The sequence below is a fragment of the Streptomyces purpureus genome (genome assembly GCF_014648195.1).
Classification (GTDB): Bacteria; Actinomycetota; Actinomycetes; order Streptomycetales; family Streptomycetaceae; genus Streptomyces; species Streptomyces purpureus.
Map to the genome: position 1 here is coordinate 35,948 of NZ_BMQQ01000019.1, position 25,681 is coordinate 61,628.

Here is a 25,681-nt window from a genome sequence, read left to right on the forward strand (position 1 = left end):
GACCCGGCGGCGCCGCCCAACCCTTCGCGCGCGACCGCCGTAGCGCCCGACAGGGAGGAGAGCGCCGCAATGCCCGACCGCGCCCCGCAGCCGGTGGAACGACAGCTGCCCACCGAGGAGTCCAGGGATCTCATCGCTCTGGTCCGCGACATGATCCAGCGGGAGATCGCCCCCCGCGCGGCCGAGGAGGAGGAAGCCGGCCGCTTCCCCCGTGAGGTCTTCACCCTGCTCTCCGAGTCGGGCCTGCTCGGGCTGCCGTACGGCTCGGAGCACGGCGGCGGGGACCAGCCGTACGAGGTCTACCTCCAGGTGCTCGAAGAGCTCGCCGCCGCCCGGCTCACCGTGGGCCTCGGTGTGAGCGTCCACTCGCTGTCCTGCCACGCGCTGGCCGGCTACGGCACCAAGCAGCAGCAGGCGGACCATCTGCCCGCCATGCTCGGCGGCGGCCTGCTCGGCGCCTACTGCCTCTCCGAGCCGTCCTCCGGCTCCGACGCGGCCTCGCTGCGCACCAAGGCCGTCCGGGACGGCGACGACTGGATCATCAACGGCACCAAGGCCTGGATCACCCACGGCGGTGTCGCGGACTTCTACACCGTCCTCGCCCGCACCGGCGTCGAGGGCCCCAAGGGCATCACCGCCTTCCTGGTCCCGGGCGACGCCGAGGGGCTGAGCGCGGCCGCGCCCGAGAAGAAGATGGGCATGAAGGGCTCGCCCACCGCCCAGCTGCACTTCGACGGGGTCAGGGTCCCGGACGCGCGGCGGATCGGCGAGGAGGGGCAGGGCTTCGCGATCGCCCTGTCGGCGCTGGACTCGGGCCGGCTGGGGATCGCCGCGTGCGCCGTCGGCGTCGCGCAGGCGGCCCTCGACGAGGCCGTCTCGTACGCCTCGGGCCGACGGCAGTTCGGCCACCCGATCGCGGACTTCCAGGGCCTGCGCTTCATGCTCGCGGACATGGCGACCAAGATCGAGGCCGGCCGTGCGCTGTATCTGGCGGCGGCGCGGCTGCGGGACGCGGGGCAGCCGTTCTCCAAGCAGGCGGCGATGGCCAAGCTGTTCTGCACGGACGCGGCCATGGCGGTGACGACCGACGCGGTGCAGGTGCTCGGCGGCTACGGCTACACCCAGGACTTCCCGGCTGAGCGTTACATGCGGGAGGCGAAGGTGCTGCAGATCGTGGAGGGCACCAACCAGATCCAGCGGATGGTCATCGCCCGTCACCTCGCGGGACCAGAGTCCCGCTGACCCGAGCCGTCCGGTCAGCCCAGACGGGGGCCGCCGTGAGCCTGGTCCACTCCTGGTCACGGCGGCCCGGCAGGGTTCTGCCATGGCTCGCCCACTGGCGCAGCACCGCCTTGTAGATCGGCGGCTCGGAGGCGAGAGGAACCGATTCTTCGGCGCTCGGAGCGGCCGATCGGCGCCGCCCGTAGCTCCCGGGGGAGTACAGCGAAGTCATGCCCGTCCCAACGCGCCCCGCCGGGTGCGGGTCACCGCCGGGCGGATTCGACCGGCAGTTCGCTCCTTACCCGGGATTCGTATGCCCGGTCAGGGTCCCGGTCCGCCTCCGCCCGCCGGAACGGCCGCCGAAGCGCCGCCCGCACGGCTATGGCCTCCCGCAGGAAGTCTGACGTACCGTCAACTCCCCTTCCCGCCCAGGAGGTCAGGCGTGCTGGACGACCGACCGATCGCGCTCGACGAGTACCCTGTGCACCAGGCTCCGCTCTCCATGAAGCACCACGTCAGCGGCGACCGGAACGCCTACGACCGGTGCATCTTCCATGTCTTCGACCACGGCGGCCGCGCCCTGCTCATCGTCGGCCTCGGCGTCTACCCCAACACCGGCGTGATCGACGCCTACGCCACCGTGCGCATCGGCGAGCGCCTGCACGCCGTCCGGGCCTCCGACGCGCTGGGTGAGGACCGGCTGAACCTCACCGTCGGCCCGCTGCGCATCACCGTCGACCAGCCGCTGCGCCGCATCGGCCTGCACTGCGACGCCGACCCGGACGATCCGGACTCGCTCTCCTACGACCTCACCTGGACCGCGGACTTCCCCGCCCTGTGGGAACCCCACCACACCCAGCGCCGCGGCGATCGCCTCACCCTGGAGGGGCGCCGGTTCGTCCAGGCCGGCCACTGCACCGGCACGATCCGCGTGGCCGGCGAGGAGATCCCCGTGACCGCGGGGGAGTGGACCGGAACCCGCGACCGCAGCTGGGGCGTGCGCCCCATCCCCGGCGAAGAACCCGGCCGCGCCGAGGAGTTCCGCCCCGAGGGCTTCCACTGGCTCTGGGTCCCCATGCGCTTCGAGGACCGCTTCGTGATGGTGATCGTCCAGGAGGACGCCGACGGCTACCGCGGCCTCGGCGAGGCCGTGCTCGTCCGCGACGGACGGCGCGACACCCAACTCGGCTGGCCCCGCACCGAGATCACCTACCGCTCCGGCACCCGCCACCCCGAGCGCGCCGTCATCCACCTCACCGACCCCACGGGCAAGCCGCTGGAGGTCGGCGTCGACATCCTCGCCTCCTCCCCGCTCGCCGTCGGCGCCGGCTACCCGCCCGCCACCGACTGGCAGCACGGCACCTGGCAGGGCCGCGGCTGGACCGACCGGCGCGTCTACGACCTCGCCGACCCCACCGCCCACCCCATGGCCGCCTTCGGCGTCACCGACCACGCCGCCCGCTTCACGATGGACGGCCGCGTCGGCCACGGCATCTTCGAGCACGGCTCCTTCGGCCGCCACGACCCGAGCGGCTTCACCGGCTACGACTCGGTCGCCCCCTAGCGGCCGGCAGGGAGGACGTCATGGCCACGGCACCCCGGCCCCGTACCACCACCCGCGACCCCGAGGAACTGGCCCGCCGGCTCACCGCCTGGCTGGACGCCCGCCTCCCCGGCGCGAAGATCTCAGGACTCCGCGTGCCGCAGTCCAACGGCATGTCCAGCGAGACCCTGCTCTTCGACCTCGACCATCCCGAACCGCCCGTACGGGCCTGCGCGTTGCGTCTCGCCGCCGATCCCGCCGCGTACACGATCTTCCCCGTCTACGACCTGCGCGGCCAGTACGAGACGATGCGCGACGTCGCCCGCCACACGGACCTGCCCGTCCCGCGCGTGCTCTGGCTGGAGGAGGATCCCGGCCCGCTCGGCGCCCCCTTTTTCGTGATGGAGCGCGTCGAGGGCCGCGTGCCGCCCGACGTCATGCCCTACACCTACGAGGGCAACTGGCTGCACGCCGCCACCGACGCCGAGCGCGCGACCCTGGAAGCGGCGACCGTCTCGCTCCTCGCCCGGCTGCACGACCAGTACCCCGCGCCCGCCGTCGAGGGCAGCGCGCTGCGGCGCCATGTGACGGCCGCGCGGGAGCACTACGCCTGGGTGGTGGACGGGCTGCCCCGCTCACCGCTGATCGAGTCCGGCTTCGACCGGCTGGAGGAACACTGGCCCGCCGACGAGGGCCCCCCGGTCCTCAACTGGGGCGACGCCCGCATCGGCAACGTCATCTACGACGGTTTCACTCCCGCGGCCGTCCTCGACTGGGAGATGGCGGCGCCCGCCCCGCGCGAGGTCGACCTCGGCTGGACCGTCTACCTGCACCGCTTCTTCCAGGACCTGACCGCCGGCTCCGGACAGCGGGGCCTGCCCGACTTCCTGCGCCGGGACGCCGTCGAGCGGCGCTACGCCGGACTCACCGGCCACACACCGCGCGACATGGACTTCTACACCCTCTACGCGGCCCTGCGGCATGCCGTGGTCATGCTGCGGGTGGCCTACCGCCAGGTCCACTTCGGTGAGGTGCGGGTGCCGGAGAACCCGGACTTGATGATCCTGCACCACGCCGAGCTCGCCGCCATGGTGCAGGGAACGTACTGGTAGCCGTCAGGCCGCGCGCCGCATCTGCGGCACCTTCATCGGACGCGAGCCCGGACCGCCGACGTGCGAGAAGGGCTGTGTCCGCCAGTCGAGCCCCTGCGGGAGCGTCAACAGCAGCGCGGTGTCCTGCTCCTGGACGTCGAGCGTCTCGTCGGCGGCGTGCGCGTCGGCCGCGTCACGGCCCGTGCCGGCGCAGACCGACAGCACGAACGGGTTCCACGGCGTGGGGCACAGAGCGTGCTCGGGCAGCCGGTCCTCGTCCGCGAGAAGCGCGATCGGCTGCGCGCAGTCCGGGCAGATCACCCGGACCATCTCGAAGGTGTCGTACGTGTCGTACTCCTCGGACTCGTCGAGTCCGCCGGAGACGACGCCTGTATCAGGTTCCGGTTCGGTGCGTCCGGTCCGCTTCACGCTCTGCATGGGAATCTCCCCCTCGGGTGGGCCGCTCAGGCTGCTGGCCTCGACCACAGCAAGCTTTTCCCTCCGCGGCCACTGGATAACCGTAAGGTCACGGCCGACGGCGAGACTATGCCTGTGGTCTTCGTCACATGCCTGTCGCATCTGCCCCTTCGGGTTGCCCCCGACTGTGCCGTGGACCACCCGGGGCAATAGGTTGACCGCATGGAGGAGCTGGATCGTCAGATCGTGGAATTGCTCGTCAAGGACGGGCGGATGAGCTACACCGACCTGGGCAAGGCCACCGGCCTGTCCACCTCGGCGGTTCATCAGCGGGTACGCAGGCTGGAGCAGCGCGGAGTGATCCGCGGCTACGCCGCCGTCGTCGACCCCGAGGCCGTCGGCCTGCCGCTGACCGCCTTCATCTCGGTGAAACCGTTCGACCCCAGCGCCCCCGACGACACACCCGACCGGCTGGCCGACATCCCCGAGATCGAGGCCTGCCACAGCGTCGCCGGCGACGAGAACTACATTCTTAAGGTGCGCGTGGCCACCCCGCTGGAGCTCGAGCACCTGCTCGGCCGCATCCGCTCCCAGGCGCATGTCTCCAGCCGCACCACGGTGGTCCTGTCGACCCCGTACGAAGCGAGGCCGCCACGAATCTAGGCTGGTCACCATGACCGAGAGCCTGACCGAGCCGCTGCCCGACGACGCGCACCGCACCGTGCTGCTGCGCGGCGGAGAAGTCCACAGCCCCGCCGACCCCTTCGCCACCGCCATGGTCGTGGAACGCGGCCATGTCGCCTGGGTGGGCTCGGAGGGGGCCGCGGACGCCTTCGCCTCCGGCGTCGACGAGGTCGTCGACCTCGACGGCGCCCTGGTCACCCCCGCGTTCGTCGACGCCCATGTGCACACCACCTCGACCGGCCTCGCCCTCACCGGACTCGACCTCACCGGCGCCGCCTCCCTCACGGAGGCCGCCGACCGGATCCGCGCCTACGCCGCCGCCCGCCCCGCCGACCGCATCCTCATCGGCCACGGCTGGGACGCCTCCCGCTGGCCCGAGCGCCGCCCGCCGCACCGCGCCGAACTCGACGAGCTCACCGGCGGCCGCCCGCTCTACCTCACCCGCGTCGACGTCCACTCGGCCGTCGCCACCACCGCCCTGCTCGCCCTCGTGCCCGGCATCCGCGCCATGACCGGCTTCCACGACGGCGAGCCGCTCACCGGCGACGCCCACCACGCCGTCCGCGCCGCCGCGTACGCCGCGCTCTCCCCGCTCCAGCGCACCGAGGCGCAGCGCGCCGCCCTGCGCCACGCCGCCTCCCTCGGCATCGGCACCGTCCACGAGTGCGCCGGCCCGGAGATCTCCTCCGAGTCCGACTTCACCTCCCTGCTCGCCCTCGACGAGCCCGGCCCGCGCGTCGTCGGCTACTGGGCCGACCTCGACGTCGAACGGGCCCGCGCGCTCGGCGCCCACGGCGCCGCCGGAGACCTCTTCGCCGACGGCTCCCTCGGATCCCACACCGCCTGCCTGCACGACCCGTACGCCGACAACCCGCACACCGGCCTCGCCCACCTCGACGCGGCCACCGTCGCCGCCCATGTCGTGGCCTGCACCGAGGCCGGGCTCCAGGCCGGCTTCCACGCCATCGGCGACGCGGCGATCAGCACCGTCGTCGACGGCGTCCGCGCGGCCGCCGAGAAGCTCGGCCTCGCCCGGATCCGCGCCGCCCGCCACCGCGTCGAGCACGCCGAGATGCTCATCCCCGAGACCATCGCCGCCTTCGCCGAGCTGGGCCTGACCGCCTCCGTCCAGCCCGCCTTCGACGTCGCCTGGGGCGGTGAGGACGGCATGTACGCCGAGCGGCTGGGCGCCGAGCGGGCCCGTACCCTCAACCCGTACGCCGCCCTGCTGCGCGCCGGCGTACCGCTCGCCTTCGGCTCCGACAGCCCGGTCACCCCGCTCGACCCCTGGGGCACCGTCCGCGCGGCCGCCTTCCACCGGACGCCCGAGCACCGCATCTCGGTCCGCGCCGCCTTCACCGCCCACACCCGGGGCGGCTGGCGGGCCACCGGCCGGGACGACGCGGGCGTGCTGGTCCCCGGTGCCCCGGCCGACTACGCGGTCTGGCGCACCGGCGAGCTGGTGGTCCAGGCACCCGACGACCGGGTCGCCCGCTGGTCCACCGACCCGAGGTCCGGAACGCCCGGCCTGCCCGACCTGACCCCCGGCCATGACCTGCCGGTGTGTCTGCGCACCGTGGTCTTCGGACAAACGGTTTTCGTACGGCCCAACGAGTGACGTAGGGGCATTCCGTACCCCCGGCCGCCGGTTCCCCGGCTCGTCCTCGACCTGCGGATCTTCCTCACCGGCCCCCGTCCATGGGCCGTCGCCGCAGGTCAGGGCGGTATTGACAGCAAACCGCCGACGGCCGGTAGGTTCGGCCGGGTCCACCCCAGGACGTCCGGCCGGCTGAAGGTTTCTCCCGGGCGGGGGTTCCCCGTGCTCGCAGGAGCCGGCGAGGTGCGACCCGGGTGGGGCCCGGACGTTCAGTAGACAACGGCTCTCGGTCGACCCGCAGCCAGCGGGTCCCAAGGCCGGCCCGAAGGACACCCGGGCCCCCATCCGCAGACCGGCGCCGCACCGGAAGTCCGTGTGACGCGTGAGGCTCGCTATGGTGGGGATCTGCGTACGGACGTCAAAGGGGCAGTAGTGAACGACGGTGGCCAGAGGCGATACGGCCCACTCGGCAGAACCTTGGTGATCATCCCCACCTACAACGAGGCCGAGAACATCCAGCCGATCGTCGCCCGGGTGCGGGAATCCGTGCCCGACGCGCACATCCTCGTCGCCGACGACAACAGCCCCGACGGCACCGGCAAGATCGCCGACGAGCTCTCCGCCGAGGACGACCACGTCCACGTCCTGCACCGCAAGGGCAAGGAAGGGCTCGGCGCCGCCTATCTCGCCGGCTTCCGCTGGGGCATGGACAACGGCTACGGCGTGCTCGTCGAGATGGACGCCGACGGTTCCCACCAGCCCGAGGAGCTGCCCCGGCTGCTCACCGCCCTCAAGGGCGCCGATCTGGTCCTCGGCTCCCGCTGGGTACCCGGCGGCCGGATTGTGAACTGGCCCAAGTCCCGCGAGTTCATCTCCCGCGGTGGCAGCCTCTACTCCCGCGTCCTGCTCGACGTCCCGATCCGCGATGTCACCGGCGGCTACCGGGCCTTCCGCAAGGAGACCCTGGAGGGCCTCGGGCTCGACGAGGTGGCCTCCGCCGGCTACTGCTTCCAGGTCGACCTGGCGCGCCGCGCCGTCGCCGCCGGCTTCCACGTCGTCGAGGTCCCCATCACCTTCGTCGAGCGCGAGCGCGGCGACTCCAAGATGAGCCGGGACATCCTCGTCGAGGCGCTGTGGCGGGTCACCGCCTGGGGTGTCGGCTCCCGCGCGAACAAGGTCCTCGGCCGGCGGCCCGCGAAGCGCCGCTGACCTTCGCACCGCCGCCGGTCTTTATGCCGTACCGGCGAGGCGCCAGGCACACTGGGTCCATGACGACCGGCGCCCCGCCTCCCCTCGCCCGCAAGCGCTCACGCGCCCGTACGCTCGCTCCGCTCGGTATCGCCGCCTATCTGGTCCTGGAGATCTGGCTGCTGATCCAGGTCGGCGGAGCCGCCGGCGGCCTCACCGTCCTCGCCCTGCTCGTCGGAGCCGGGGTGCTCGGCGCGGTGGTGGTCAAGCGCGCGGGCCGGCGGGCCTTCCAGTCCCTCACCGAAACGCTTCAGCAGCAGCAGTCGGGCCAGGCGCCCACCCAGGACCCCAAGTCCACGCGCAACGGCCTGCTGATGCTCGGCGGCCTGCTGCTCATGCTGCCCGGCTTCGTCTCCGACGTCGCCGGACTGCTGCTGCTCGTACCGCCGGTGCGCGGCGCGCTGGGCCGGTACGCGGACAAGGCGCTGGACCGCAAGATGCGCTCGGCCACGGCCGGCAGCTTCGGCGACGCCTTCCAGCAGGCCCGCATTCACCGCCCGGACGGCAAGATCGTGCAGGGTGAGGTCATCCGCGATGACGGCCCGTCGGCGCAGCCGCAGAACGGCGGCCCTTACGGCTCCGAGGGCCCCCGCCCGCCGCTCACCCCCTGACGGCTCCGTGTCCGGGGTCGCCCGGGCGCGCACATGCGAACAGCCGCGGGGCGCGGTACACACTCGGTGTACCGCGCCCCGCGGCTGTTGTTCGACCTGAAGTGGCGCGCTTACGCGGACTTCCGGCTGTCGCGCGGATGCACGGCGATGTTCATGGCGCCGGAGCGCAGGACGGCCAGCCTCTCGGCCAGCACCTCCTCGAGCTCCTCGCGGGTGCGCCGCTCCATGAGCATGTCCCAGTGCGTACGCGCAGGCTTGCCCTTCTTCTCCTCGGGGCCGTCCCCGTCCACCAGAAGTGCCTGGCTTCCGCAGACCTTGCACTCCCACTCCGGCGGAATCTCCGCCTCGACCGAGAAGGGCATCTCGAAACGATGGCCCTTCTCGCATGCGTACTCCACCGCCTGGCGCGGGGCCAGATCGATGCCGCGGTCGGTCTCGTAGCTGGTCACCACGAGGCGCGTGCCGCGAAGAGCTCGCTCACTCATGAATCGTGCCTCCCGGGCTTGTCGCCCACAGGACAGGTGTCGCTGTCGTCGTCATCCGGTCAACGTCCGGTCGGCGGTAAAGATTCCCGTTCCGGGTAATGCGTCGCCCGTCGTGCCGCTGCTTTTTCCCAAGCTTGGGTACCCACCAGTGCCCGGTTTGTCACATCTGGCAGCAGATGTCACCCAGCGTCTTCACGAAGTCAACACGCAGTAACGGTCCGCCTGGCAGGCCAAAGGCGTACACTACCGGCCTTTCACTTCCGCGTCTAAATTCGCGGCGAATCCGGGCCGGAACCCATGCCGTGGTTCACGCCACATCCGCCGCCGCAACCGGCCCGGGCGGCTAAATCCGGTCCGGGACAGGATTGCCCGCCGCGGCCACCGCCTGCCGCACCGGCACCCTCGCGAGCAGCACGGAACCGAGCGCGAAGAAGATCACCAGGGAGATGATGGCATCCCGGTAGCTGCCGGTCACCTGGAACGCCAGCCCGAACACGAGCGGACCGAGCCAGCTCAGGCCCCGGTCGCTCATCTCGTACGCGGAGAAGTACTCCGCCTCCTTGCCGCGCGGCACCAGATGCGAGAACAGCGAACGCGACAGCGCCTGGCTGCCGCCGAGCACCAGACCGATCGCCCCGGCCATGCAGTAGAAGAACCCCGGCGCCCGCGCGGGCAGGAAGTAGCCGGCGGCAAGGATCAGCGTCCAGACGGCCAGGGACCCGAGGATCGTCCGCTTCGCTCCGTACGTCCGCGCGAGCCGCCCCATCCCCAGCGCCCCGGCCACCGCCAGCACCTGCACCAGCAGCACCGCCGTGATCAAGGTCGTCTGGTCCAGGCCCAGCTCCTCCGACCCGTAGACCGACGCCTGCGAGATCACCGTCTGCACGCCGTCGTTGTAGACGAGATAGGCGAGCAGGAAGGAGAGCGTCAGCGGATGACGGCGCATGTCCTTGAGGGTCGCGATCAGTTGGCGCCAGCCCGCGCCGACCGCGCCCTCACCACTCGGCGCCACCCTCCGGTCCCGCAGCCGCCGCAGCGGCACCAGCGTCCACGCGCCCCACCACAGCCCGGCCGACGCCAGGCAGATCCGCACCGCCGTGGACTCGGAGAGCCCGAAGGACTCATGGCCGCTGTACAGCACCAGATTCAGTACGAGGACCAGCGCCCCGGACGTGTAGCCGAACGCCCAGCCCCGGGAGGAGACCCCGTCCCGCTCCTCCGGATCGGCGATCTGCGGCAGATAGGCGTTGTAGAGCACCATCGACACCGCGAGCGAGGCGTTCGCCACGATCAGCAGCCCGGCGCCCAGCAGATAGCGGTCCCCTGACAGGAAGAACATCCCCGCCGTGGCCGCCGCCCCGAGATAGGCCGCGGCCGCCAGCAGCGGCTTCTTCCGGCCCGTACGGTCCGCGGCCGCGCCCGCCAGCGGCATCACCAGCACCGCGAGCACCACCGACACCGACACCGCGTACGGGAAGACCGAACCGGCCCGCACCGGAATCCCCAGCGGATGCACAAAGCCGTCCGCGTCAGCCGCGGCCTTGGCCACCGACGTCAGATAGGGGCCGAGGAACACCGTCAGCACGCTCGTCGAATAGACGGAGCACGCGAAGTCGTAGAAATACCAGCCGCGTTGCTCGCGTCTGCGTGCGTCCGGACCGGCCTCCCGGCCGGAGCTCTCCTCAGTGCCGACGGTTTCGCCGCTCACGCCCGCGCCCCCTCGTTCGTCCCCGTGGTGAACGCCCCCGACCGCCGGTCAGACCCAGACTCCCCGGTCGGTCAGCACCGTGCGCAGCGTCTCCAGATGATCGGTCATGATGCCATCCACTCCCAGGTCGAGGAGAGAGGCCATCCGCTCCGGATCGTTCACGGTCCACACATGCACCTGGAGGCCACGGGCGTGCGCCGCGGCGACGAACCGCCGGTCCACCACCCGTATCCCGCTCTGGCTCTCCGGCACCTGCGCGGCCACCGCACCCCGGCGCAGCGCCGCCGGTATGCCGAGCGAGCGCAGCCGCAGCCCGAGGACCCCGCGCACGCCGTACGAGGTGGCGAGCCGCGGGCCCGCCAGCTTCAGCGCCCTGGCAACCCGGCCCTCGTCGAAGGAGCCCACGCAGACCCGGTCCCAGGCATCGGCCCGGCGTATCAGCTCGACCAGCGGCGCCAGGGCCGATTCGGCCTTGATGTCCACGTTCCAGCGGGCCTCGGGGAACTCTTCCAGCAGGTCCTCGAAGAGCGGCAGCGGCTCCTTGCCGGCCACCCTGGCCTCCCGGACCGCGCTCCACGGCAGGTCCCGGATCCGGCCCCGGGCGTCGGTCACCCGGTCCAGGGTGGTGTCGTGGAAGGCGACCAGGGCGCCGTCGGCGGTGGTGTGCACATCCGTCTCGAAGTACCGGTAGCCGCTCGCTGCGGCGCGCCGGAAGGCGGCGGCGGTGTTCTCGAGACCGTCGGCCGTCCCGCCCCGGTGGGCGAACGGGATCGGGGCCGGATGGTCCAGATAGGGGTGGCGTACGCGAGTCACCGCCGCAGTATGGCCTGCTTCGGTGTCGGGGAGGCGACGGAGGCGCTGCCGTCCTGCTGAGCGGGGATGGCGAAGACGCGCAGGAAGAACTGGGCGAGCGGCCCGATGGACAGGGCGTACAGCACCGTGCCGACGCCCAGCGAGCCGCCGAGCAGGAAGCCCGTGACGACGACCGCGACCTCGATGGCGGTCCGCACGAGCCGGATCGAGCGGCCCGTGAGCCGGTGCAGCCCGGTCATCAGGCCGTCGCGGGGGCCCGGCCCGAAGCGGGCGGCGATGTACAGACCCGTGGCGACCCCGTTGAGGACGATGCCGGCCACCATCAGCGGGATCCGCGGCATCAGGCCGTCCAGCTCGGGGACGAGCGCCAGTGTGGCGTCCATGGCGATGCCGATCACGAAGACGTTGGAGACCGTGCCGAGGCCTGGCCGCTGGCGGATCGGGACCCACAGCAGGAGCACGATCGCGCCGACGATGATGGAGACGACGCCGATGGTCAGCCCGGTGAGCTCGGCCAGACCCTGGTGCAGCACCCCCCACGGCTCCAGGCCGAGCCCGCCACGGACCAGGAGGGCCGAACTCACGCCGTACACGGCCAGTCCGATGTACAGCTGAAGGAGTCGACGGGTGAGATACGGGCCGCGCAGCGCGGACGCCATGGACAAGGAGTGCCCCCCTGGGTTGGTGGTGGTGGACCGACTCATGACACTCTGTGGCGGGGAATTGGATACCAGCCAGGGCCAATTCGAGGAAGGTGGACTGAGTTCCATGGCGCAGTGGACTTCAGCGGTTGGGCCGGCTCAGCTGGCCCGGCAGCTCAACGCACAGCAGCCCCGGCCCGCGGGGCCCGGCACCCGCAAGCCGCCCGCCTACCGCGCGCTGGCCGACGGGATCCGCTTGCTGGTCCTGGAGGGACGGGTGCCGGTGGCCGCGCGGCTGCCTGCCGAGCGGGAGCTCGCTCTCGCGCTGTCGGTGAGCCGTACGACGGTCGCCGCGGCGTACGAGGCGCTGCGCGGCGAAGGCTTCCTGGAGTCCCGGCGCGGCGCCGGCAGCTGGACCGCGGTCCCGGCCGGCAACCCGCTCCCCGCCCGCGGCCTGGAGCCGCTGCCGCCGGAGTCGCTCGGCTCCATGATCGACCTTGGCTGCGCGGCGCTCCCCGCCCCCGAACCGTGGCTCACCCGCGCCATCCAGGGCGCCCTGGAGGAGCTGCCGCCGTACGCCCACACCCACGGTGACTATCCGGCCGGGCTGCCGGCGCTGCGCCAGATGCTCGCCGACCGGTACACCGAGCGCGGGATCCCCACCATGCCCGAGCAGATCATGGTGACCACGGGCGCCATGGGCGCGATCGACGCGATCTGCCATCTCTTCGCCGGACGGGGGGAGCGGATCGCCGTCGAATCCCCCTCCTACGCCAACATCCTCCAGCTGATGCGGGAGGCCGGGGCCCGGCTGGTGCCCATCGCCATGGCCGAGGGCCTGACCGGCTGGGACCTGCCCCGCTGGCGCCAGGTGCTACGGGACGCGGCGCCCCGGCTGGCGTACGTGGTCGCCGACTTCCACAACCCGACCGGCGCTCTGGCCGACGAGGACCAGCGGCGCCGGCTGGTCGACGCGGCCCGGTCGGCGGGGACGGTGCTGGTCGTCGACGAGACCATGTCCGAGCTGTACCTGGACGACGACGTGGTGATGCCCCGGCCGGTCTGCGCCTTCGACCCGGCGGGGAGCACGGTCCTCACGGTCGGCTCGGCGAGCAAGGCGTTCTGGGCGGGGATGCGGATCGGCTGGGTCCGGGCGGCCCCCGACGTCATCCGCTCCCTGGTCGCCGCGCGCGCTTACGCGGACCTGGGCACCCCGGTCCTGGAGCAGCTCGGCGTGAACTGGCTGATGCGGACGGGCGGCTGGGAGCAGGCGGTCTCGATCCGCCGCACCCAGGCCCGTGAGAACCGCGACGCCCTGGTCGCGGCGGTCCGCGCGGAGCTCCCGGACTGGGAGTTCGACGTCCCCCAGGGCGGCCTCACCCTCTGGGTCCGCACCGGCGGCCTCTCCGGCTCCCGCCTCGCCGAAGCCGGTGAACGCGTCGGCGTCCGCGTCCCCTCGGGCCCCCGCTTCGGCGTCGACGGCGCCTTCGAAGGCTACGTCCGCCTCCCCTTCACAGTCGGCGGCCCGGTCGCCCAAGAGGCCGCGGCCCGCCTGGCAGCCGCAGCCCACCTGGTGAAGTCGGGCCCCACGCCGGGAACGTCCACGGGGCCGGGTGCGGAGCCGCCGAGGACGTTTGTGGCGTAGGGGGCGGGCCCGCCTGCGGCGGGCGGCCCCGCACTTCGTGCGGCACGAAGCCGCGAGACCGGGGCCCTGCCCCTGCCGTCCCGCGCTTCGCGCGGCGCGCAGCAACCGCCGGGGGTTCGGGGGCGGAGCCCCCGCCGCCCCAGTCCCGGGCTGCCCTTCGCGGCGCGAAGCCGCGAGGCCGGGGGGCCGCCCCAGCCGTCCCACGCTTCGCGCGGCGCGCAGCAACCGCCGGGCTTGGGGCCTGCCCCGGTCTCGGCCGGCCCTTCGCTGCGCGCAGCCGCGAGGCCGCCCCGCGCGGGGCGTGGGTCGCTGCCGAGCTGTCCGGCCTTCGTGCGCTGCCGCCACGGCAGGGTTTGGGCCTGCCCCAGCCGTCCCGCGGCGCGCAGCGCCCGCGCCGGGGGTCCGGGGGCGGAGCCCCTGGTCCCGTCAGGGTTTCGGGGAGGGGCGGGGTGGGGGAATCTCCCCGCCCACCGGACCTCCGGCTTGTGTGTGCCCCCGCATCGGTGCTTGGCGGTGCGCAGCCGCCGACGGGTTTGTGGCCTGACCCTGTCGTCCCGCGCTTCGTGCGGCGCGCAGCTGCCGCGCCGGGGGGTTCGGGGGCCGAGCCCCTGGTCCCGTCAGGGTTTCGGGGAGGGGCGGGGTGGGGGAGCTTCAAACGCCCCCGGACCCCGCCGCGCGGCCCCTCAGCCCTCCGCCGGGACCGCCGGTGGCGCGACCCGGATCACCGGGAGGGACTCCGTCGGCGGGCCCGGGTCGTCGTCCAGGGACGGGGGGCGAGGGGGGAGGAGGGCCAGGACCGCCTGGCGGTGGGGGTCGCTCGTGGCGTCGTCGTAGGGGTCCGGTGTCGCCGGGACCTGGAGCCGGAGCACCGGGCCCGTGCCGAGGCGGGCGTAGCCGCGGCCCGGTGGGACGACCGGGGTCGGGGTCGTCCGGGGCTCGGCGCCCAGGACCGCCGCGATCTGCCGCGGGGAGGCGGGGCCGAGCACGACCCGGGCCCGCGTGTGGCTCCGTACCGTCTCGTCCAGCAGCTCGACCGTGTCGAACTGCTCCGCCACCACCACCGTGACCTGCGCCGCCCGCCCGTGCCGCAGCGGCACCTGGAGCAGCTCCTGCGGGTCGGTGCGGCCGTCCGCCGCGGCCAGGTGGCCGAGGACGCTGGGCCGGTCCAGCAGGATCCACAGCGGGCGCCGGGTGTCATCCGGCGCCGGATGCCCGGCCTGCCGGGCCCGGTTCGCCGCGATCAGCCGGCGCTCGGTCTCGTGCGCCGCCCATTCCAGGCTCGTCAGCGCCCCGGCGAGCCCGCACTCGACGCCGAGGACCCCCTCCCGGCCGGTCATGCATGCGTACTCGCCCGTCCCGCCACCCTCGACGATCAGCACGTCGCCGTAGGCCAGCGCCTGCAGGGCGACGGAGCGCAGCAGCGTCGTCGCACCGCTGCCCGGCTGCCCGACCACCAGCAGGTGCGGCTCGGTGGAGCGGGGCCCCGTGCGCCACAGGACCGGCGGGGCGTCGGCGGGGCCGTCGCAGGTGAGGACCGGCACGGTCCGCTGGACCGCGGCCGCGTCGGTGAAGCCCAGGACCGTTTCACCGGGCGCGGTGACGAAGCGCTGCGCGGCGATGGTCGTCGGCAGCGCGGGCAGCACGCTCATCTCGAGCTGGTTGGCCTCCTCGTCCCAGTCGAAGAGGTACTCCCGGCCGCGGCCGGACTTGGCGTGCAGCAGCTGTTCGATCCGGGCGCGGGCGGCCGGCTCGCCGTCGGTGAAGTACGCCGGGTACTTCACCCGCAGGCGGGTGGGCCGTCCGTCGTCGAACGCGAAGTCACTGAAGGCGGCCGACCAGTCGCCGCCGTGGGTGAAGAGCGGCGCCGGGTCCTCCGGGACGGAGAAGTACGGCACCAGGGCCTCGTAGAGGGCCTTGAGGCGTTCGGTCTCCGCGTCGTCGGGGCCGGTCTTCACGGCCGGCCGCTCACGCCCCTTCCACGCGGCGGCCCCCATCAGCGACACGAGCGCGAGGAGCGGCCCGTACGGGACGAGGGCGACCACCAGGACGCAGGCCGCGACCAGGATCAGCAGGGGACCGCGGCGTTCCTTGGGTGTCGCGGCCCACTTGGCTCGCGCGGTCGCGGCCAGCCTCCGCAGACCACGAGTGATCGTGATCAGCGGGTGGAGGACGTCGGTGGCGCTGTCGGCGGCCGTACGCGCGATCTCTCGGCTGCGAGCGATCTGTGCGTTGCCGCTGCTCAGAATGCGGGGGAGTGGTCGCCGGGCCACGTCGTGCTCCTGATGGGGTGGAAGGGGTCGAGGGGCGTCAGAACTTGATCCCGCCCACGAGGCTGGCGAGGCTCTGGCCGCCCGCCGTGATGCTTGGGGCGATGGCCGTGCCCGCGAGGTAGAAGCCGAAGAGCGCGCAGACGAGTGCGTGCGATGCCTTGAGCCCGTCCTTCTTGAAGAACAGGAAGCAGATGATTCCGAGCAGCACCACACCTGAGATGGACAGGATCATTTGAGGTTCTCCTGGTTGAGGGGACAGTCACCATGAGTCCTTCCAGGTTCACGGGAAGTATCTATGCGATAAAAGGCCCATCAGGGTGAAAACCCGGCGATTTCACTTGACTGGCGGACGACAGGGAGTTCCCCGGGTGGCGCTCCGGCGGAATCGGGGGTTCAGGGGCCCTCCCCGGGCCCGTGGACACCGGCCGGATCGCGGTCATCTTTGCCATGGACAGCGCCGCTCATGTCCCTGAACGGGCAGTACCCTGTCGATTCACTCGTACGGCGGGCCCTGCCGTGCGCCCCACCAGCAGCAGTACCAGCGAAAGGCGGTCCGTCCCGATGAGCGAAGCCCCGGATCCCGAGGTGATCGAGCTGGCCTCCAAGATCTTCGACCTGGCCCGCCGGGGCGAGACCGAGACGCTCGCCGCGTACATCGACGCCGGTGTCTCCGCGGACCTCACCAACGACAAGGGCGACTCCCTGGTCATGCTCGCCGCCTACCACGGACACGCCGGGGCGGTCGAGGCACTGCTCGCGCGCGGCGCCGACGCCGACCGCGCCAACGACCGTGGCCAGACCCCGCTCGCCGGTGCCGTCTTCAAGGGCGAGGACGCCGTCATCCGCGCGCTGCTCGCCGGCGGCGCAAATCCGGAAGCGGGGACTCCGTCCGCCGTGGATACTGCTCGGATGTTTGGGAAGACGGATCTCCTGGAGCTGTTCGACCCCCGGTGAACGGGGGTTGAACGCCGGGTGGGAACGGCGCCGGAAATGTGGTCGCGGTGGCGAAATGGCTGGGTCATCATGACGTCGGGCCCGCAGGGGGCCACCGACGAGAGGCAGAGGAAGATGGTCAACAGCAAGCGAAGGACGACGAGCGGCCGATCATGTTGCTGCGCGGCCTAGGCGAACACCTTGTCCCGGTACTTCCCGGTTGCGTCGACAGCTTGATGTGAGGCATCTTCCATGTTCGATCCAGTCATAGCGCCGAGCGGCACACTGCTCGGCCTGCTGCAGAGGGGCCGCGGCGACGGCACGCTGCACGCGCTCGCCGCGCCCCGCGCCGAAGCGCTCGCCGCCCTCAACCACTGCGTCCTCGAAGACCCCCGCCACGACTGGCAGGTCGAGAACCGCTCCCTCTACTACGCGCGCCTCTTCCTGGACCTGCACGGCGGGCTCCAGGCGATCGAGGCCCACCTCTTCGCCGCCGAGGACCACTACGACGACGAGGAGGCCCGCACCGGGCTCGCCCTCGCCGTCCTCGGGCACCTCGCCTCCTACGGGCGCAGGGACGCCCTGGTGGTGCTCCGGCGGTACGCCGCCACGGGTGCCAACTGGGCCTGGGCCCTCGACGAGCTCGCCCTGCGCGACGACGACGCGGGCCTGCGCTCCCTGGCCGAGCCCGTCCTCGCCCGCTTCCCGGCCACCCCCGAGGGCGACGCCGAGCTGGCCGCCGCCGTGCGCGACGCGTTCGAGCCCCGGCCCTGGCGGCTGTGGGCCGAGGACCCCCGTGACGCCGTCGGCGCCCGCGTCCGGGCCGCCCAGGAGCAGGGCTCGTTCGACCGCTGGCAGCGGCAGATGCGCCCCAGCGGGCCCCGGCCCGGCTGGAGCGTCCAGGCGGTCTTCGACTGGGCCCAGCAGGGCCTGGAACGCGGCAGCGTGCTGCACGTGCCCGCCGCCCGCTGCCTCAGCGCCGTCGCCGGACCCGACGACCGGCCCGCGATCCTCGACGCCGCCCGCGGCGGCCCGGACGGCGCCCGATGCGCCGCCCTGCACTATCTTGCCGAGGCCCGCGACCCCGCCGTCCTCGACCTCATCGAGGCCGCGGCGAGCAGCCCGTCCCGTACCGTCGCCGAAGCCGCCGTCGGCGCCTTCGAGCGCATGTGCGGCGAGGAGGCGGTCGACCGGGCCCGCGGCTGGGCCCACCGCCCCGACGCCCTCGGCGCCTCGGCGGCCGGCGTGCTCGCCTGCCGCGGCGGTGCCCAGGACGCCCCCCTGGTCCTCGGCGCCCTGCGCGAGACCGTACGGGCCGAAGGCCCCGACGCGCCTGCGCTCTACACCCTGGTCGACGGCGCCGGGCGGCTCGGCATCGCCTGCGCCGCGCCCGTACTGCGCCACGTCTACCGCGAAACCGCCTCCTCCCAGCTGCGCGGCCGCACGGCCCGCGCACTGGCCGGCACCGACCCCACCTTCGCCACCGGCTTCGCCGTCGAATGCCTGTGGGACTGCGAGGAGACCACCCGCGAGGTGGCCGCGCTGCACGCCGAGACCGGTGACATACGGGTCGCCGAGCGGCTGCGCAGGCTCGCCGCCGACCCGGCCGAGGAGGCCGAGGTCCAGCTCGCGGTACGCAGCCGCATCGGCGGCGTACAGCCCGACGCCCTCCAGCCGTAGCGGCGTACGGATCAGGCGTACGGTCCGGGCCGGAGCAGCGGCGTACGGATCGGGCGTACGGGCCCGGCCGGAGCAGCGGTGTACGGATCGGGGAGTACGAACCGGGCAGGAGCGGACACGTGCCCGCGGGGTGACCGACCGCAGGGACGGGGGAACCGCACCACCCAGCCCGGGGCGCACGCCGCCCGCGCCCAAACGCTCATAGGACGTTCCACGGGCGGAAAGATCCACGTTGGCCGGGCCACGCCGGGCGCGACGACAACACCGGTATGCGTGTCGTCATCGTCACCGAATCCTTTCCCCCCGACGTCAACGGTGTGGCGCACTGCGCCCTGCAGACCGCACGGCACCTCGCCGCCCGCGGCCATGAACCGCTCGTCATAGCCCCGGCCGTACCCGCCGGGGACGACACGGACGCGCCCTGCCCGGTGGTGCGGGTCCCCTCCCTGCCGCTGCCCGGCTATCCGCAGGTGCGCGTCGCCCTGCCCAGCCGGCGGGTGGCTGCCGCCATCGCCGACCACCGCGCCGACCTCGTGCACCTCGCCGGCCCCTTCGTCCTCGGGGTGCGGGGGATGGCCGCGGCCACCCGGCTCCACCTGCCCGCCGTCGCCGTCTACCAGACCGACCTCGCCGGCTACGCCCGCACCTACATGGGCACCGGCGAGGGCACCGCATGGCGGCGGCTGCGGGCGGTCCACGGCGCCGCCGACCGCACCCTCGCCCCGTCCACCGCCGCCCTGCGCGACCTGGAGGACCACGGCGTCGCGCGCGTGCGGCTGTGGCCCCGCGGCGTCGACACCGAGCGTTTCCGGCCCGACCTGCGCGACGACGCCCTGCGCCGCACCCTCGCCCCCGGCGGTGAGGTGCTCGTCGGGTACGTCGGCCGGCTCGCCCCCGAGAAGCACGTCGAGCTCCTCGCCCCGGTCGCCGCCCTGCCGGGCGTCCGCCTCGTGGTCGTCGGCGACGGCCCGAGCGCCCCCGCCCTGCGCACCGCCCTGCCGGGCGCCCACTTCCTCGGCCGCCGCACCGGCGACGACCTCGCCCGCATCTTCGCCTCGCTGGACGTCTTCGCCCACACCGGCCCGTACGAGACCTTCTGCCAGACCGTCCAGGAAGCCATGGCCGGCGGCGTACCGGTCATCGCCCCGGCGGCCGGCGGACCCCTGGACCTCGTCGACCACGGTCGTACGGGACTCCTCGTCCCGCCCCACGACGCGGGCGCGCTCCGGGCCGCCGTCGCCCTCCTCGCCGCCGCCCCCGCCCTGCGCCGGGAGTACGGGCGCGCCGCGCGGGCCGCCGTCGAGGGACGCACCTGGACGGCCGTCGGCGACCAGCTCCTCGACCACTACGCCGAGGTCCTGCGCGACCGGACGGCGGTGGCCGCGTGAACGGCCTGCGGATCGTCCGCCTCGCCAACTTCGTCACCCCCACGTCGGGCGGACTGCGCACCGCCCTCTACCAGCTCGGCCGCGGGTATCTCGCCGCGGGACACGAACCCGTCCTCGTCATGCCGGGCGACACCGACAGCGACCGGCACACCGCACAGGGCCGCGTCATCACCCTCCCCGGACCCGTGCTGCCCGGCACCGGTGGCTACCGCGTCCTCGCCGACCGGCGCCGGCTGCGCCGCCTCTTGGAGAGCCTCGCCCCGGACCGTATCGAGGTCTCGGACCGCACCACCCTGCGCTGGACCGGCGAATGGGCCCGGCGCGCCCGTATCCCGTCCGTGATGGTCTCCCACGAGACCGCCGACGGCGTGCTGCGCACCTGGGGCCTGCCCGCGGCCGCCGCCACGCGCGTGGCGGACCGGCTCAACCGCCGTACCGCATGGGCCTACTCACGGATTGTCTGCACCACCGAGTGGGCCGAGCGCGAGTTCGTCCGGATCGGGGCACGCAACGTCGTACGGGCCCCGCTCGGCGTCGACCTGGACCGCTGCCGCCCCGGCCGGCGCAGCACCGTCCTGCGCGCCCGGCACGCCGACGGCGCCCGCGTGCTGCTCCTGCTGTGCTCGCGGCTGTCCGTCGAGAAGCGGCCCGGCACCGCACTGGACGCGCTCGGCGAACTGCGCGCCACCGGGACCGAGGCCGCGCTCGTGGTCGCCGGCGACGGCCCGCTGCGCGCCACCCTGGAACGCCGGGCCCGCGCCGAGCGGCTGCCCGTCCGCTTCCTCGGCCATGTCGGCGACCGCGAGTCGCTGGCGGACCTCCAGGCGGCCGCCGACCTCTGCCTGGCCCCCGGCCCGGCCGAGACCTTCGGCCTATCGGCCCTGGAGGCCCTCGCCTGCGGCACCCCCGTCGTGGTGAGCGGCTCCTCCGCCCTCCCCGAGGTCGTCGCCGACGCCGGCCTGCCCGCCGCCGACACCCCGGCCGCGTTCGCCGACGCCGTGCGTACCCTCCTCGCCCGGTCCGAGCCGCAGCGGCGCGCCGCCGCACGCGCGCGTGCAGCGCTCTTCACCTGGGAACGGGCCACCGCCGCCTTCCTCACCGCCCACGACGCGCCCCCCGCCCCGCTGCGCGTCCCGCCGCAGGGAGCGCCGGCATGACGATCACCGACCCCGCCATAGGCGGCCGCCACGCGCGCGAGGACCCGCCCTCCCCGCTGCGGTTCGCCGCCCTCGGCGACTCGCTCACCGAAGGCGTCGGCGACCGCGTGGAGGGCGCCTGGCGGGGCTGGGCCGCCCTGCTCGCCGCCGGACTCGGGCCCGCCCACGCACCCGCGCTGTTCCGTAACTTCGCCGTCAGCGGCGCCCTGTGCCGGGACGTCGCCGAACAGCAGACCCCGGCCGCCCTCGCCTACCGCCCCCACGTCGCATCCGTCGTCCTCGGCGTCAACGACACCCTCAGACGCACCTTCGACATCGAAGAACTCGCCCGCCGGCTCGACCGGCTCTGCGCCGACCTCACCGGCCACGGCGCCCACCTTCTCACCGCCTGCCTGCCCGACCCCGGCCGCATGCTCGGACTCCCCGCCCCGCTCGCCCGGCCCCTGGCCCGCCGCCAACGGGCCGTCAACACCGTCGTCCATGCCCTGTCCGCCCGCCACGGCGCCACCCATCTGCACATCGCCGACGCCGCCTGGGTCGACGACCGCACCATGTGGAGCGCCGACCGGCTCCATCCCGGCGAACGCGGCCACCGCATGATCGCCGCCCGCTTCCACACCCTCCTCACCATCCAGGGCTTCGCGCACGGCCCCGCCCCGCGCCGCGAACCCGACCAGAGCCCGCCCACCCGCACCGAGTCCCTGCTCTGGCTCGCCACCGCCGGGACCGGCTGGGTCGCCCGCCGCTGCCACGACCTGCTGCCCCAGCTCCTGCGGCTCGCCGGCGCCGAACTGCGCCACTGGGCCGACGGCACCGCCGCCCACCTCGACCACCGCGCCGAACACGCCCTCCACGCCGCCCTCGCGGCGGTGTCACTGGACGTGCCCGCGGCCAGAATGGGGGAATGAGCGGGCGCTGGGAATTCTGGATCGACCGTGGCGGCACCTTCACCGACGTCGTCGGCCGGCACCCCGACGGCCACCTCGTCACCCGCAAACTGCTCTCCCACGACCCGGACCGCCGCCACGACGCGGCCGTCGCCGGCATCCGGCTCCTCCTCGGACTCGGCCCCGACGAGCCCGTACCGCCCGATCGGGTCGGCCTGGTGAAGATGGGCACCACCGTCGCCACCAACGCCCTCCTGGAGCGCCGCGGCGAACCGACCGTCCTCGTCATCACCCAGGGCTTCCGGGACGCCCTGCGGATCGCCTACCAGAACCGCCCCCGCCTCTTCGACCGGCGCATCCTCCTCCCCGAGGCCGTCTACGACCGGGTCGTCGAGGTCCCCGAACGCATCGACGCCCACGGCGCCGTCGTCACCCCCCTCCGGCTCGACACCGTGACCGAAGAACTGCGCCACGCGCGCGAGGCCGGATTCACCAGCGTCGCAGTCGTCCTCCTGCACGGCTACCGCCACCCCGGCCACGAGACCCAGGTCGCCGAATCCGCCCGGACCCTCGGCTACACCCAGGTCAGCTGCTCCCACGAGGTCAGCCCGCTCATCAAGCTTGTGCCCCGCGGCGACACCACCGTCGTCGACGCCTACCTCTCACCCATCCTGCGCCGCTACGTCGACGAGGTCGCCGCCGAACTCGCCGGAATCCGGCTGATGTTCATGCAGTCCAACGGCGGGCTGCGCGAAGCCGCCCACTTCCGCGGCAAGGACGCCGTCCTGTCGGGCCCGGCCGGCGGAGTCGTCGGCATGGCCCGCACCTCCGAACAGGCCGGATTCGGGCGGGTCATCGGCTTCGACATGGGCGGCACTTCCACCGACGTGTCGCACTACGCCGGAGAGTTCGAGCGTGAACTCGGTACACAGGTCGCCGGGGTGAGGATGCGCGCCCCGATGATGAGCATCCACACCGTCGCCGCCGGCGGCGGCTCGATCCTCCACTTCGACGGCAGCCGCTACCGCGTCGGCCCCGACTCGGCGGGCGCCGTCCCCGGCCCGGCCTGCTACCGCCGGGGCGGCCCCCTCACCGTCACCGACGCCAATGTGATGCTCGGCCGGATCCAGCCCGACCACTTCCCCGCCGTGTTCGGGCCCGGCGGCGACATGCCCCTCGACGCCGACGTCGTACGGGAACGCTTCCAGGCCCTCGCCGAACGCATCGGCGGCGGCCGCACACCCGAGGAGGTCGCCGCCGGATTCCTGGAGATCGCCGTCCTCAACATGGCCAACGCCGTCAAGAAGATCTCCGTCCAGCGCGGCCACGACGTCACCCGCTACGCCCTCACCAGCTTCGGCGGCGCGGGCGGCCAGCACGCCTGCGCCGTCGCCGACGCCCTGAGCGTCGACACCGTCCTCGTACCGCCGCTCGCCGGGGTGCTCTCCGCGTACGGCATCGGCCTCGCCGACGCCACCGCCATGCGCGAACACTCCGTCGAGCTGCCCCTCGACGACGACCGCACCGCCGGCCGTCTCCAGGCCCTGTGCGACCGGCTCACCCGGCAGACCCGCGACGAACTGCGCGCCGACCACATCCCCGACGACGCCGTCACCAGCCACGCGCGCGTACTGCTGCGCTACGCCGGAACCGACGCGAGCCTCCCCGTCACCCTGGACAGCCCGCAGGCCATGGCCGCCGCGTTCACCGCCGCACACCGCGCCCGGTACGCGTTCACCATGGACAAGCCTCTGGTCGTCGAGGCCGTCTCCGTCGAAGCCGTCGGCACGGCCGGGCCCCACGCCCCCGTCACCACCCCCGTCAGCAGCGCCCCGGCCGCGCGGCCCGTGACCGTCGGCATGTTCGTCGCCGGCAAGCGCACCGACACCCCGCTGTACCGGCGCGAGGACCTGCGCCCGGAACAGACCGTCACCGGCCCCGCGATCATTGCCGAGGCCGACGCCACCACCGTCGTCGACCCCGGCTGGCAGGCCGCCGCCACCGCCACCGGGCACCTCCTGCTCACCCGCGTACGGCCCAGGCCCGGCCGCGTCGCCGTCGGCACCGACGTCGACCCCGTCCTCCTGGAGGTCTTCAACAACCTCTTCATGGCCATCGCCGAGCAGATGGGCGTCCGCCTGGAGAACACCGCCCACTCGGTCAACATCAAAGAACGGCTCGACTTCTCCTGCGCCCTCTTCGACGCCGAGGGCAACCTGATCGCCAACGCGCCCCACATCCCCGTCCACCTCGGCTCGATGGGCGAGTCCATCAAGGAGGTGCTGCGCCGCAACGGCCCGGGCATGCGCCCTGGGGACGTGTACGCCATCAACGACCCGTACCACGGCGGCACCCACCTGCCCGACGTCACCGTCGTCACCCCCGTCTTCGACGGGGGCGTGAACGGGGGAGTGCTGCGGTTCCTCGTCGCCTCCCGGGGCCATCACGCCGAGATCGGCGGCATCACCCCCGGCTCGATGCCCGCCTTCAGCCGCACCGTCCAGGAGGAGGGCGTCCTCTTCGACAACTGGCTGCTCGTACGCGACGGACGCCTCCGCGAGACCGAGACCCGCGCCCTGCTCACCGGCGCCCCCCACCCCTCCCGGGACCCCGACACCAACCTCGCCGACCTGCGCGCCCAGATCGCCGCCAACGAGAAGGGCATCGAGGAACTGCGCGCCATGGTCGACCAGTTCGGCCTCGACGTCGTCCACGCCTACATGCGCCACGTACGCGCCAACGCCGAGGAGTCCGTCCGCCGGATCGTCGCCGGCCTGAGCGACGGCTCGTACCGCTACGAGACCGACGGCGGCGCCGTCATCCAGGTCGCCGTGCGTGTCGACCGCGAACGGCGCTCGGCCGTCCTCGACTTCACCGGCACCTCCCCGCAGCGGGAGGACAACTTCAACGCACCCACGTCCGTGGTGAAGGCCGCCGTCCTGTACGTCTTCCGCACCCTGGTCGCCGACGACATCCCGCTCAACAGCGGCTGCCTGGAACCCCTGGAGATCCGCGTCCCGGAAGGCTCCATGCTCGCCCCCGTCCCGCCCGCCGCGACCGTCGCCGGGAACGTGGAGACCTCCCAGGCCGTCACCGGAGCCCTGTACGCGGCCCTCGGCGTCCAGGCCGAGGGCTCCGGCACGATGAACAACGTGACCTTCGGCAACGACCGGGTCCAGTACTACGAGACGGTCGCCTCAGGCTCCGGCGCAGGCGACGACTTCGACGGCGCAGACGCCGTGCAGACCCATATGACCAACTCCCGCCTCACCGACCCCGAGGTCCTCGAATGGCGCTACCCGGTACGGGTGGACGCCTTCGCGGTACGCGACGGCAGCGGCGGCCGAGGCCGCCGGCGAGGCGGCAATGGAGTCGTCCGCCGCATCCGCTTCCTGGAACCCATGACGGTCACCCTCCTCACCGGCCACCGCCGCATCCCCCCGTACGGCATGGCGGGCGGCGCCCCGGGCGCCCTCGGCGACAACCGCGTGGAGCGCGCCGACGGAACCGTGGAACGGCTGGGCGGGGTCGACACCGTCGAGATGCGCCCCGGTGACGTCCTCGTGATCGCCACCCCGGGAGGCGGCGGGTACGGCCGGGCGGACGGGGCGTAGCTCTTCGGCGTCCTGCCGGGCGAGCACCGCTCTCCTAAAGCGGGTGTC

General features: G+C 73.4%; 21 protein-coding genes. 14 read left to right on the plus strand and 7 right to left on the minus strand.

Annotated features, from left to right (window positions below):
- The first annotated feature begins 69 nt into the window (after positions 1 to 69).
- The 3 genes from IEZ01_RS22805 (at position 70) to IEZ01_RS22815 (ending at position 3,876) form a co-directional block, all read left to right on the plus strand.
- Positions 70 to 1,242, plus strand: a complete 1,173-nt coding sequence (locus IEZ01_RS22805; RefSeq protein ID WP_019884768.1) for an acyl-CoA dehydrogenase family protein — start codon at positions 70 to 72, stop codon at positions 1,240 to 1,242.
- A gap of 424 nt (positions 1,243 to 1,666) precedes the next feature.
- Positions 1,667 to 2,785, plus strand: coding sequence for an Rv3169 family protein (locus tag IEZ01_RS22810; RefSeq protein WP_028797307.1), 1,119 nt, complete (start codon positions 1,667 to 1,669; stop codon positions 2,783 to 2,785).
- Between the two features lie 20 nt (positions 2,786 to 2,805).
- Positions 2,806 to 3,876, plus strand: a complete 1,071-nt coding sequence (locus IEZ01_RS22815) for a phosphotransferase family protein (RefSeq protein ID WP_019884766.1) — start codon at positions 2,806 to 2,808, stop codon at positions 3,874 to 3,876.
- 3 nt (positions 3,877 to 3,879) lie between these two features.
- On the opposite strand, the gene IEZ01_RS22820 is transcribed toward IEZ01_RS22815, so the two are convergent.
- Positions 3,880 to 4,293 carry a hypothetical protein gene (locus IEZ01_RS22820; RefSeq protein ID WP_189203469.1) on the minus strand — a complete coding sequence of 138 codons (414 nt, stop codon included), beginning with the start codon at positions 4,291 to 4,293 and terminating at the stop codon, positions 3,880 to 3,882.
- A 201-nt stretch (positions 4,294 to 4,494) separates the two neighbouring features.
- Between IEZ01_RS22820 and IEZ01_RS22825 the strand changes: the two genes are divergently transcribed.
- From IEZ01_RS22825 to fxsA, 4 genes are all read left to right on the plus strand, one after another.
- The gene (locus IEZ01_RS22825; protein ID WP_019884764.1) at positions 4,495 to 4,935 is read left to right on the plus strand and encodes an Lrp/AsnC family transcriptional regulator; all 441 of its coding nucleotides are present in this window, start codon (positions 4,495 to 4,497) and stop codon (positions 4,933 to 4,935) included.
- A 10-nt stretch (positions 4,936 to 4,945) separates the two neighbouring features.
- A complete protein-coding gene (locus tag IEZ01_RS22830) occupies positions 4,946 to 6,574 on the plus strand; it encodes an amidohydrolase (RefSeq protein ID WP_189203471.1) in 1,629 nt (542 codons plus the stop codon).
- Positions 6,575 to 6,985: 411 nt separating this feature from the next.
- Positions 6,986 to 7,762: a polyprenol monophosphomannose synthase gene (locus IEZ01_RS22835; protein WP_028797305.1), complete on the plus strand. Its 777-nt coding sequence runs from the start codon at positions 6,986 to 6,988 to the stop codon at positions 7,760 to 7,762.
- Positions 7,763 to 7,821: 59 nt separating this feature from the next.
- Entirely contained in the window at positions 7,822 to 8,412 is a 591-nt protein-coding gene (gene fxsA / locus IEZ01_RS22840) for an FxsA family membrane protein (protein WP_189203473.1), read from the plus strand.
- A 110-nt stretch (positions 8,413 to 8,522) separates the two neighbouring features.
- Here the strand turns inward: fxsA and IEZ01_RS22845 are convergent, their stop codons facing one another.
- From IEZ01_RS22845 to yczE, 4 genes are all read right to left on the minus strand, one after another.
- The gene (locus IEZ01_RS22845) at positions 8,523 to 8,897 is read right to left on the minus strand and encodes an RNA polymerase-binding protein RbpA (protein WP_026278069.1); all 375 of its coding nucleotides are present in this window, start codon (positions 8,895 to 8,897) and stop codon (positions 8,523 to 8,525) included.
- A gap of 343 nt (positions 8,898 to 9,240) precedes the next feature.
- Positions 9,241 to 10,605: an MFS transporter gene (locus tag IEZ01_RS22850; protein WP_019884759.1), complete on the minus strand. Its 1,365-nt coding sequence runs from the start codon at positions 10,603 to 10,605 to the stop codon at positions 9,241 to 9,243.
- Between the two features lie 48 nt (positions 10,606 to 10,653).
- Positions 10,654 to 11,418 (minus strand): glycerophosphodiester phosphodiesterase family protein, encoded by a 765-nt coding sequence (locus IEZ01_RS22855; protein ID WP_019884758.1) that lies wholly within the window; start codon positions 11,416 to 11,418, stop codon positions 10,654 to 10,656.
- Positions 11,415 to 12,083 carry a membrane protein YczE gene (gene yczE, locus IEZ01_RS22860; protein ID WP_189203475.1) on the minus strand — a complete coding sequence of 223 codons (669 nt, stop codon included), beginning with the start codon at positions 12,081 to 12,083 and terminating at the stop codon, positions 11,415 to 11,417. The genes IEZ01_RS22855 and yczE overlap by 4 nt, the downstream gene beginning before the upstream one ends.
- Before the next feature lie 103 nt (positions 12,084 to 12,186).
- Here yczE and IEZ01_RS22865 point away from each other — a divergent pair, with 103 nt between their 5' ends.
- Positions 12,187 to 13,704: an SCO1417 family PLP biosynthesis transcription factor gene (locus tag IEZ01_RS22865; protein ID WP_189203477.1), complete on the plus strand. Its 1,518-nt coding sequence runs from the start codon at positions 12,187 to 12,189 to the stop codon at positions 13,702 to 13,704.
- Between the two features lie 683 nt (positions 13,705 to 14,387).
- Here IEZ01_RS22865 and IEZ01_RS22870 read toward each other — a convergent pair.
- Positions 14,388 to 15,974: a hypothetical protein gene (locus IEZ01_RS22870; protein ID WP_189203479.1), complete on the minus strand. Its 1,587-nt coding sequence runs from the start codon at positions 15,972 to 15,974 to the stop codon at positions 14,388 to 14,390.
- Between the two features lie 37 nt (positions 15,975 to 16,011).
- Positions 16,012 to 16,206 (minus strand): hypothetical protein, encoded by a 195-nt coding sequence (locus IEZ01_RS22875; RefSeq protein ID WP_019884755.1) that lies wholly within the window; start codon positions 16,204 to 16,206, stop codon positions 16,012 to 16,014.
- Between the two features lie 329 nt (positions 16,207 to 16,535).
- Between IEZ01_RS22875 and IEZ01_RS22880 the strand changes: the two genes are divergently transcribed.
- The 6 genes from IEZ01_RS22880 (at position 16,536) to IEZ01_RS22905 (ending at position 25,633) form a co-directional block, all read left to right on the plus strand.
- Positions 16,536 to 16,928 (plus strand): ankyrin repeat domain-containing protein, encoded by a 393-nt coding sequence (locus tag IEZ01_RS22880; protein WP_019884754.1) that lies wholly within the window; start codon positions 16,536 to 16,538, stop codon positions 16,926 to 16,928.
- 231 nt (positions 16,929 to 17,159) lie between these two features.
- Entirely contained in the window at positions 17,160 to 18,587 is a 1,428-nt protein-coding gene (locus IEZ01_RS22885) for a HEAT repeat domain-containing protein (RefSeq protein WP_189203481.1), read from the plus strand.
- 269 nt (positions 18,588 to 18,856) lie between these two features.
- The gene (locus IEZ01_RS22890; RefSeq protein ID WP_019884752.1) at positions 18,857 to 19,975 is read left to right on the plus strand and encodes a glycosyltransferase family 4 protein; all 1,119 of its coding nucleotides are present in this window, start codon (positions 18,857 to 18,859) and stop codon (positions 19,973 to 19,975) included.
- The gene (locus tag IEZ01_RS22895; protein ID WP_189203483.1) at positions 19,972 to 21,132 is read left to right on the plus strand and encodes a glycosyltransferase; all 1,161 of its coding nucleotides are present in this window, start codon (positions 19,972 to 19,974) and stop codon (positions 21,130 to 21,132) included. The genes IEZ01_RS22890 and IEZ01_RS22895 overlap by 4 nt, the downstream gene beginning before the upstream one ends.
- Positions 21,129 to 22,040 (plus strand): SGNH/GDSL hydrolase family protein, encoded by a 912-nt coding sequence (locus IEZ01_RS22900; protein WP_189203485.1) that lies wholly within the window; start codon positions 21,129 to 21,131, stop codon positions 22,038 to 22,040. The genes IEZ01_RS22895 and IEZ01_RS22900 overlap by 4 nt, the downstream gene beginning before the upstream one ends.
- On the plus strand, positions 22,037 to 25,633 hold the full coding sequence (locus IEZ01_RS22905; protein WP_189203487.1) for a hydantoinase B/oxoprolinase family protein: 3,597 nt from the start codon (positions 22,037 to 22,039) through the stop codon (positions 25,631 to 25,633). Before IEZ01_RS22900 ends, IEZ01_RS22905 begins: the two co-directional genes overlap by 4 nt.
- Positions 25,634 to 25,681 lie beyond the last annotated feature (48 nt).